Origin of the sequence: Streptomyces sp. NPDC056503, from assembly GCF_042794995.1 — a bacterium.
In the GTDB taxonomy this organism is placed as follows: Bacteria; Actinomycetota; Actinomycetes; order Streptomycetales; family Streptomycetaceae; genus Streptomyces.
In genome coordinates this window covers 1-7,906 of sequence record NZ_JBHTST010000216.1, presented here as the reverse complement: position 1 = coordinate 7,906, position 7,906 = coordinate 1, and the positions used below count along the sequence as shown (strand labels likewise).

Annotated in this window: 7 protein-coding genes and 1 pseudogene; 2 read left to right on the top strand and 6 right to left on the bottom strand. The window is 76.6% G+C overall.

Annotated features, from left to right (window positions below):
- Positions 1-29: 29 nt before the first annotated feature.
- From ACFQ8C_RS35700 to ACFQ8C_RS35690, 3 genes are all read right to left on the bottom strand, one after another.
- Positions 30-470: a hypothetical protein gene (locus tag ACFQ8C_RS35700; RefSeq protein WP_383465942.1), complete on the bottom strand. Its 441-nt coding sequence runs from the start codon at positions 468-470 to the stop codon at positions 30-32.
- Positions 471-535: 65 nt separating this feature from the next.
- A complete protein-coding gene (locus ACFQ8C_RS35695) occupies positions 536-1,909 on the bottom strand; it encodes an FAD-dependent oxidoreductase (protein WP_383465940.1) in 1,374 nt (457 codons plus the stop codon).
- Between the two features lie 10 nt (positions 1,910-1,919).
- Complete coding sequence (locus ACFQ8C_RS35690; protein ID WP_383465938.1) at positions 1,920-3,020, bottom strand: DUF4349 domain-containing protein; 1,101 nt, start codon at positions 3,018-3,020, stop codon at positions 1,920-1,922.
- 136 nt (positions 3,021-3,156) lie between these two features.
- Here ACFQ8C_RS35690 and hemG point away from each other — a divergent pair, with 136 nt between their 5' ends.
- Both hemG and hemQ read left to right on the top strand, forming a co-directional pair.
- Positions 3,157-4,632 carry a protoporphyrinogen oxidase gene (hemG, locus tag ACFQ8C_RS35685; protein ID WP_383465937.1) on the top strand — a complete coding sequence of 492 codons (1,476 nt, stop codon included), beginning with the start codon at positions 3,157-3,159 and terminating at the stop codon, positions 4,630-4,632.
- Positions 4,633-4,649: 17 nt separating this feature from the next.
- A complete protein-coding gene (gene hemQ / locus ACFQ8C_RS35680; RefSeq protein WP_383465935.1) occupies positions 4,650-5,363 on the top strand; it encodes a hydrogen peroxide-dependent heme synthase in 714 nt (237 codons plus the stop codon).
- 200 nt (positions 5,364-5,563) lie between these two features.
- On the opposite strand, the gene ACFQ8C_RS35675 is transcribed toward hemQ, so the two are convergent.
- The 3 genes and pseudogenes from ACFQ8C_RS35675 to ACFQ8C_RS35665 all read right to left on the bottom strand — a co-directional run.
- Complete coding sequence (locus ACFQ8C_RS35675; protein ID WP_383465934.1) at positions 5,564-6,301, bottom strand: TIGR04222 domain-containing membrane protein; 738 nt, start codon at positions 6,299-6,301, stop codon at positions 5,564-5,566.
- A gap of 45 nt (positions 6,302-6,346) precedes the next feature.
- Complete coding sequence (locus ACFQ8C_RS35670; protein ID WP_383465932.1) at positions 6,347-7,354, bottom strand: TIGR04222 domain-containing membrane protein; 1,008 nt, start codon at positions 7,352-7,354, stop codon at positions 6,347-6,349.
- A 5-nt stretch (positions 7,355-7,359) separates the two neighbouring features.
- Positions 7,360-7,906, bottom strand: a pseudogene (locus tag ACFQ8C_RS35665) (endonuclease); the annotation flags it as partial.

The following is a 7,906-nucleotide window of genomic DNA, read 5'->3' as shown; positions in this document are numbered from 1 at the left end:
GGTTCCGGCGGCGCGCGGCGGACGGGGTGTCAGGCCTCGCAGTTGACGGGCGGGTTGCCACCCGCCACCCGGCACAGGTCGAACCCGGTGCCGCCGTTGACGAGACCCAGGTTCGTGCCGACGCGGATGTAGTCGCCGTCCGCCTCGCCCAGGACCTGGGCCATCGACCCGACGGAGCCGTTGACCAGGATGTAGTCCTGGCCGGTGCCGCCCCGGACGACGGCGCCGCCGCCGAGGCTGCCGCCGATGAGGATGTAGTCGGCGCCTCCCAGGCCACTGACCTGGTCGCCGGGGGCCAGGGGGCCGCAGGTGATGTGGTCGGGGCCTGCCGTGCCGACGACGTTCGTGCTGCTGACGGTGACGCCGTTGACCCGGCAGGTGGTCACCGCGTGGGCGGGCGTCGCCGTCAGGGCGACCGGGGCTATGACGAGAGTGGCGGCGCAGAGCGCACGCGTCGTGTTTCTGATCATACGGTCAGTCACCCACGGTAGTTCCATGGTCGCAAATCGTGACGCACGGTCGTGCGTCGCTCGGGTCACCCCGCCGCCCGAACGGCCGCCACCGCCTTCCGGGCCGCGATCAGCACCGGGTCCCACACCGGCGAGAACGGCGGCGCGTACCCCAGGTCGAGCGCCGCCATCCGCTCCACCGTCATCCCGGCCGTCAGCGCCACCGCCGCGATGTCCACCCGCTTCGCCGCGCCCTCCCGGCCCACGATCTGCGTCCCGAGCAGCCGGCCGGTCCGCCGCTCGGCCAGCATCTTCACCGTCATCGGCGCCGCCCCCGGGTAGTACCCGGCGCGGCTCGTCGACTCCACGGTCACGGTCACGAACCGCAGCCCGACCTCCCGGGCGTCCTTCTCCCGCAGCCCGGTCCTGGCGATCTCCAGGTCGCAGACCTTGGACACCGCCGTCCCCACCACGCCGGGAAAGGTCGCGTAGTCGCCGCCCACGTTCGAGCCGATGACCTGACCCTGCTTGTTGGCGTGGGTGCCCAGCGGCACGTGCCGCTCCCGCCCCGACACCAGGTCCAGGACCTCCACGCAGTCCCCGCCCGCCCACACGTTCTCCTGCCCCCGCACCCGCATCGCCAGGTCCGTCAGCAGCCCGCCGTGCGCGCCGACCGGCAGCCCCGCCGCCCGCGCCAGCGAGGTCTCCGGCACCACGCCGGTGCCGAGCACCACCACGTCCGCCGGGTACTCGTCCGTGTCCGTCGCCACCGCCCGGACCCCGCCGTCGTCGCCGGTGAGGATCTTCGTCACCGCCGCCGAGCCGACCGTGCGGATCCCGAGCCCGTCCATCGCCGCGTGCACCAGCCGGCCCATGTCGGGGTCGAGCGTGGCCATCGGCTGCTCGCCCCGGTTGAGGACCGTCACCTCGTAGCCCCGGTTCAGCAGCGCCTCGGCCATCTCCACGCCGATGTAGCCGGCGCCGACCACCACGGCCCGCCGCCCGGCCGTCCCGGCCAGCGAGTCGAGCAGCGCCTGCCCGTCCTCCAGGGTCTGCACCCCGTGCACGCCCGCCGCGTCGATCCCCGGCACCGCCGGCCGGGCCGGGCGCGCCCCGGTCGCGATCACCAGCTTGTCGAAGCCCGTCCACGTCTCCGTGCCCGCCTCCAGGTCCCTGGCCAGAACGCGCTGCCCGGCGAGGTCGATCTCCGTCACCTCGGTCCGGGTCCGCAGGGCGATCCCGCGCGCCCGGTGCTCCTCGGGGGAGCGGGCGATCAGCTCCTCCCGTCCGGCCACGGCGCCGCCGACCCAGTACGGGATGCCGCAGGCCGAGTAGGAGGAGAACCGGCCCCGCTCGAAGGCCGTGATCTCCAGCTCCCCGGGCCCCTTGAGCCTGCGCGCCTGCGACGCGGCGGACATGCCCGCCGCGTCGCCCCCGATGACCACCAGTCGTTCGCTCATGCGCCCCACGCTACGGCGCCGGGGCCTCCTCGTCCGGCCGCTCGCCGGGCCCCTCGCCGGGCAGCGGCAGACCGGCCGCGTTCGTCCGCGCCTGCTGCCCGGGGACGGGGACGGGGACGGGGACGGGCGAGGGCGCGGGTGCGGCCTCCGGAGCCGTACGGGCGGACCGGGCCGCGCGACGCGGGCGCACCACCCACCGCCACACCGCGTACGCGCCCAGCGCCACCGCCAGCCACGGCGCGAGCGCCGCGAGGACCACCAGGGTCCAGGCGACCACCGCGACCAGCGCGTTCCAGCCGCCCTCCAGGGCGTCGCCGACGGCCGGGCGGCTGTCGTCGGTCACCTCGTCCCCGACGGTCACCCGCTCCTTCTCGCGCAGGTTCAGGGTGATCGTCGCCAGCGAGGTCCGGTCCCGCAGGGACGCCTGCTGGGCCAGCAGCGCCTCCAGGTCCGCCTGCCGCCGGCTCAGCTCCGCCTCCAGGGTCACGACGTCGGACAGCTTCTCCGCCCGGTCCATCAGCGCCCGCACCCGCGCCACGCTCGCCCGCTGGGTCGCGAGCCGGCTCTCCACGTCGACGACCTGCTCGGTGACGTCCTGCGCCTCCGCCTTGCGGGAGAGCAGCTTCCCGGTGCCGGCCAGGTCGGCGAGGACCCGGTCGTAACGGTCCTGCGGCACCCGCAGCACCATGCTGGAGTCGTCGTACCGCTCGTCGACGCGCTCGGTCGTCTCCGACTCGACCCGGCCGCCCGCCGCCGCGACCACCGCCCGCACCCGGTCGGCGGTCGCCGCGACCCGGTCCACCTCCACCGCGAGGGAGGCGGTACGGATCAGGTGCTGCGCGGCCGGCGCCTTCGGCGCGCCGGGCTTCGCGGCGGTGTCCGCCGTCGAGCCGCCCGTACCGCCCGTGCCGCCGGTCGCCCCCTCCTGCCGGGCCTCCTCCTGCCGGGCCGCCTCCGGCGCGGCCGCGTCCGCCGCCGCGCCCTTGGTGTCGGCCGAGCCGCCGCCGCCCGCGCAGCCCGCCGTCAGCGCCAGCGAGGCGGCGAGCAGCAGCGCCGCCCCCGCCCGCGCCGAGGTCCTTCTCCGTCCGTCCGTTCCGCCCGAAGTGCTCACCGTGCCCCCTACGCTCACCGGAATCGACGTCCCTAGGACGTACGGGACCCGCCGGCGGTTGGGGTTCCGCGGTAGCGATGCGGTCACGGTCCGGCCTCGGAACGGGACGGCGAGGGCGATTTGAGAGAGTGGTCCCATGAACGCGGACACCACGGGACCCCACGCCGGACCTCACGCCGTCGTCGTCGGCGGCGGCATCACCGGCCTCGCCGCCGCCCTCCGGCTGCTCGCCGCCGGCGCGCGCGTCACCCTCCTGGAGGCGGGCGGCCGGCTCGGCGGCAAGCTGCTCGCCGGGGAGATCGCCGGCGCCCCCGTGGACCTCGGCGCCGAGTCCCTGCTCGCCCGCCGCCCCGAGGCCGTCGCCCTCGCCGAGTCCGTCGGCCTCGGCGACCGGCTCCAGCCGCCGGCCACCGCCACCGCCTCCGTCTGGTCCCGCGGCCGCCTGGTCCCGATGCCCAAGGGCCACGTCATGGGCGTCCCCGGGGACGCGGCGGCCGTCGCCGGGCTCCTCTCCGACGAGGGCCTGCGCCGGATCGCCCGGGACCCGGAGCTGCCGCCCACCGAGCTCGGCGAGGACACCGCCATCGGCGCGTACGTCGCCGAGCGCATGGGCCACGAGGTCGTCGACCGGCTCGTCGAACCCCTCCTCGGCGGCGTCTACGCCGGCGACGCCTACCGCATCTCGATGAGGGCCGCCGTCCCCGCCCTCTTCGAGGCCGCCCGCCGCCACCCCAGCCTCACCGCCGCCGTCCGCGCCGTCCAGGCGGCCGGCGCCGCCGTCCCCACCGACGTGGCGGGCGCCGCCACCGGCCTCGGCGGGGCCGTCTTCGCCGGGCTCGCCGGCGGCGTCGGCACCCTCCCCGGAGCCGTCGCCGAGGCCGTCCGCGCCGCCGGCGGCACCCTCCTCACCCACACCCCCGCGACCGCCCTGCTCCGGGCCGGCGCGACCGGCTGGCGGGTGGTGACCCCGGAGCGGACCCTCGACGCGGACGCCGTCGTCCTCGCCGCCCCCGCCCCCGTCGCCGCGGGACTCCTCGACGGCCACGCCCCCGAGGCGGCCGCGCTGCTCGGCGGGGTCGAGTACGCCTCCATGGCCCTGGTCACGTTCGCCTTCCGCCGCGCCGACGTCCCCGAGCTGCCCGGCTCCGGCTTCCTCGTGCCGCCCGTCGACGGTCACACCATCAAGGCCTCCACCTTCTCCAGCCGGAAGTGGCGCTGGGTCGGCGAGGCCGCCCCCGAGCTCTTCGTGCTCCGCACCTCCGTCGGCCGGTACGGCGAGGAGACCCACCTCCACCGCGACGACGAGGACCTGGCCGCCGCCTCCCTCAAGGACCTCGGCGCCGCCACCGGGCTCGCCGCCCGGCCCGTCGCCACCACCGTCACCCGCTGGACGAACGGCCTGCCGCAGTACCCCGTGGGGCACCTGGAGCGGGTCGCCCGGGCCCGTGCCGCCCTCGCGGGCCTGCCCGGAGTGCGCCTCGCGGGGGCCGCGTACGACGGCGTCGGCATCCCCGCCTGCGTCGCCTCCGCCCACCGCGCGGCGGACGCCGTGGCGGACGAGATCCTCGCCACGTCGGAAACGGGGCACCCCGGTGAAGGGCACTCCTCGTGACGGGCGAGAATAGGCGTATGAGTGCGCCCGAAAAGATCCCGAACGCCGGTAAGAAGGCGAAGGACCTCAACGAGGTCATCCGCTACACCCTGTGGTCCGTCTTCAAGCTGCGCGACGTCCTGCCCGCCGACCGAGCCGGCTACGCCGACGAGGTCCAGGAGCTCTTCGACAAGCTCGCGGCGGAGGACGTCACCGTCCGGGGCACGTACGACCTCTCCGGTCTGCGTGCCGACGCCGACGTCATGATCTGGTGGCACGCCGAGACGAGCGACGAGCTCCAGGCGGCGTACAACCTCTTCCGCCGTACGAAGCTGGGCCGCGCCCTGGAGCCGGTCTGGTCGAACATGGCGCTGCACCGCCCGGCCGAGTTCAACAAGTCGCACATCCCGGCCTTCCTGGCCGACGAGAACCCGCGCGACTACGTCTCGGTCTACCCCTTCGTCCGCTCCTACGACTGGTACCTGCTGCCGGACGAGGACCGTCGCCGGATGCTCGCCGACCACGGCAAGATGGCCCGCGGCTACCCCGACGTCCGGGCCAACACGGTCGCCTCCTTCTCGCTCGGCGACTACGAGTGGCTCCTCGCCTTCGAGGCCGACGAGCTGCACCGCATCGTGGACCTCATGCGCCACCTGCGCGCCTCCGAGGCCCGGATGCACGTCCGCGAGGAGGTCCCCTTCTACACCGGCCGCCGCAAGAGCGTCGCGGACCTGGTGGCGGGCCTGGCCTGACGGCCGCCCCACGACCTGGTGGCGCCCCGGCTCCCAGCCGGGGCGTTCGCCCCTCGACCCGGAAGATCAGACGGCCGCCACGCCATGGCAGGCCGCTCCAGCGACACCGGGTCCGGCACCGGGTGCGGCGCGCGCGAGCGCGCCGCACCGGCGTCCCTTCCCGTCCTCTTCCTGTTCCGCTTCCCGTTCCGCCCCGTCCCTCAGCCCGGGCCGGTCCCGCCCAGCGCGGCCCGCAGCTCCGGCTCCAGGACCGCGGGCCCCCGGGTGGCGAGCGCGGTGAGCGGATCCTCCGCCGACAGCCCCACGAGCAGCCGCTGACCGGCGTGCGAGGCCCACGGGCTGTGCGGGTACGACTCCGCCCGCCCCAGCAGCAGACAGAGCCCCGAGACCGTCAGCGGCAGGACGAACCCGGCGACGACCCGCGTCCGGTCCGCCTCCGGCACCAGCGGCACCGCCACCGCCCCCAGCGCGAGCGCCAGCAGGAACGCGCCCCGCACCGCCCGCGTCCCGGCCGCGACCTCCCGCCGGCCCGGCGCCGGCACCGCGAGCCCCCGCTCCACCAGACCCTCCTCGATCCGGCGTACGCACGCGGCGGAGGCGATCGCGGGACGCAGCCGCGGCACCGGCGCCTGCCCCTCGGGACCGATCGCGCCGAGCACCGCCCGCTCCAGTTCGTCCCCGCCGCCCGAGCCGTCCACGACGGTGGCCCAGCCGGTGTGCGCGAGCAGCAGCCGCCGGGCCCGGTGCATCGACACCAGCGTCAGCTCGGTGACCCGCCCCGGCCCGCCCGACAGGAACGCGGCCTCGCCCAGGGTCAGTTCGGTGCCCCCGGACGCCCCCGCGGCGCGCCCGCCGGCGGCGATCGACGCCCGGCAGAGCCGGACGCAGGCGACGGCGGTCACGACGGAGGCGACGAGGAGGAGCGGGATCCACACCATGATCGAGTTGTACGTCAGGACCGCCGCCCCCGCCACCCGAACGGCTCAGCCGCTGGACCCGCAGGACGATCCGCTCGACGACCCGCACGAGGAGGACGAGGAGCCGCACGAGGACGACGAGCCACAGGACGAGGACGAGCAGGACGACCCGCCCGAACCGCACCCCGAACCGCCCCCCGAACCGCCCCCGGAGTCCGATCCCCAGCCGTCCCCGCCGCCGGCGTCCACGCCCGCGCACCACATCACCACGGCCGCGGCGGCGGTGGTGGTGTCGGAGGAGTACGCGCTCCGGGAGGAGGCACGGCTCCGGCCCCCGCGCACCGGACCTTCGGGACGGCCCGCGTCGCGCAGCCGCTCCCACAGGTCACGGTCGGACAGCGCCCGGATCCCGCCGAGGGCGACGGTGTGGACGCCCCCGTAGCCGTGCTCCCGCCGGTAGGCGGCGAGCGCGGCGAGCCCCGCCGTGCTCACCTGGCGGGTGTAGGTGGTGCCGCAGACCAGCGCCGTGACGAAGCAGACGAAGAACAGCGGCAGGAGCTTCACGAAGAACGGCACCGTGGGCCCGTCCACCGCGAACTCGGCGACGGTGACCACCATGCCCAGCGGGAACAGCAGGAAGGCGCCCACGGCGACGCCGAGGCACCAGCGCCGCAGCAGGCGGCGGGGACCCGGCAGGGTCACCAGGCCCCGCGCGGCGAGTGCGTCGCCGATCTCCTGCACCGCCGGGTGCGTCATCACACCGAGGCGCAGCGTGCGCAGGGAGCCGCTCGGGGCGGCCGCGTGGGTGTCGAGCACCGCCCGCTCCACCGGGTCGTGGGCGATCCGGTGGACGACCGCGACCACGCCGGGGCCGCCGATGACGATCCGGCCGTCCTGGTGCATGGCGGCGAGCGCGGTGTCGGCGACCCTGCCGGGACCGCCGCCGAGGAACGCGGCCTCGTGGACGTCCTGGAGCGGTCCGCCCGGGCCGCCGCGGACGCGGCGGGCCAGCACGAGGAGACGGACGAGGGCGGCGGCACCGGCGAGGTGGAGCGCGAGGAGGAGCGGGCCCATGGCGGTCACCGCCCCCCGAGGACGCGCCGGCCGGCCCGCGCGAGCCGCGCCACGAGCCCCGGCGGCCGGCTCTCGGCCCGCTCCCGCCACCAGCGGGTCAGCTCCCGCCGCTCGGGCCGCTCGTCGAGCAGCAGCCCCTCGACGAAGTCGAGCGCGTCCCGCCGGTAGCTGCCCGGCATGGGCCGCGTCCGGGCGTACGCCAGGAACGCGGGCCGGAACCCGGCGCCGAGGATCTCCGGCAGCTCGGGCGCGATCTTCGCCACGACGGAGGCCCGCTTGGCCGCGAGCGCCCGGCTCTGCACCCGCATCCGCCGCACGTCGAAGCCCTCGGGCACCGGCGTCCCCGCCACCAGCGACGAGAGCACCGCGGCCTGTCCGACCCCGACCCGCTGCCGCGCGCCGTCCCCCACCGGGGTCCCGGCCCCCGCCGCGGGCACGGCGTCGGTCGCCGGTCCGGTCCGGAGGGCGGCCTCGGGCACGGTCTCGGGGCGGGCCAGGACGGCCAGGGGGCCGCCGGGCGGCGCCGTGCCGGGACCGGCCGCCGTGCGGGGC

What these genes read in the sequence shown, in the direction of transcription:
- ACFQ8C_RS35695 (WP_383465940.1), bottom strand. Translation starts at nt 1,909, where the DNA reads ATGAGCGAACGACTGGTGGTCATCGGGGGCGACGCGGCGGGCATGTCC.
- hemG (WP_383465937.1), top strand. Translation starts at nt 3,157, where the DNA reads ATGAACGCGGACACCACGGGACCCCACGCCGGACCTCACGCCGTCGTC.
- ACFQ8C_RS35670 (WP_383465932.1), bottom strand. Translation starts at nt 7,354, where the DNA reads ATGGGCCCGCTCCTCCTCGCGCTCCACCTCGCCGGTGCCGCCGCCCTC.
- hemQ (WP_383465935.1), top strand. Translation starts at nt 4,650, where the DNA reads ATGAGTGCGCCCGAAAAGATCCCGAACGCCGGTAAGAAGGCGAAGGAC.
- ACFQ8C_RS35700 (WP_383465942.1), bottom strand. Translation starts at nt 470, where the DNA reads ATGATCAGAAACACGACGCGTGCGCTCTGCGCCGCCACTCTCGTCATA.
- ACFQ8C_RS35675 (WP_383465934.1), bottom strand. Translation starts at nt 6,301, where the DNA reads ATGGTGTGGATCCCGCTCCTCCTCGTCGCCTCCGTCGTGACCGCCGTC.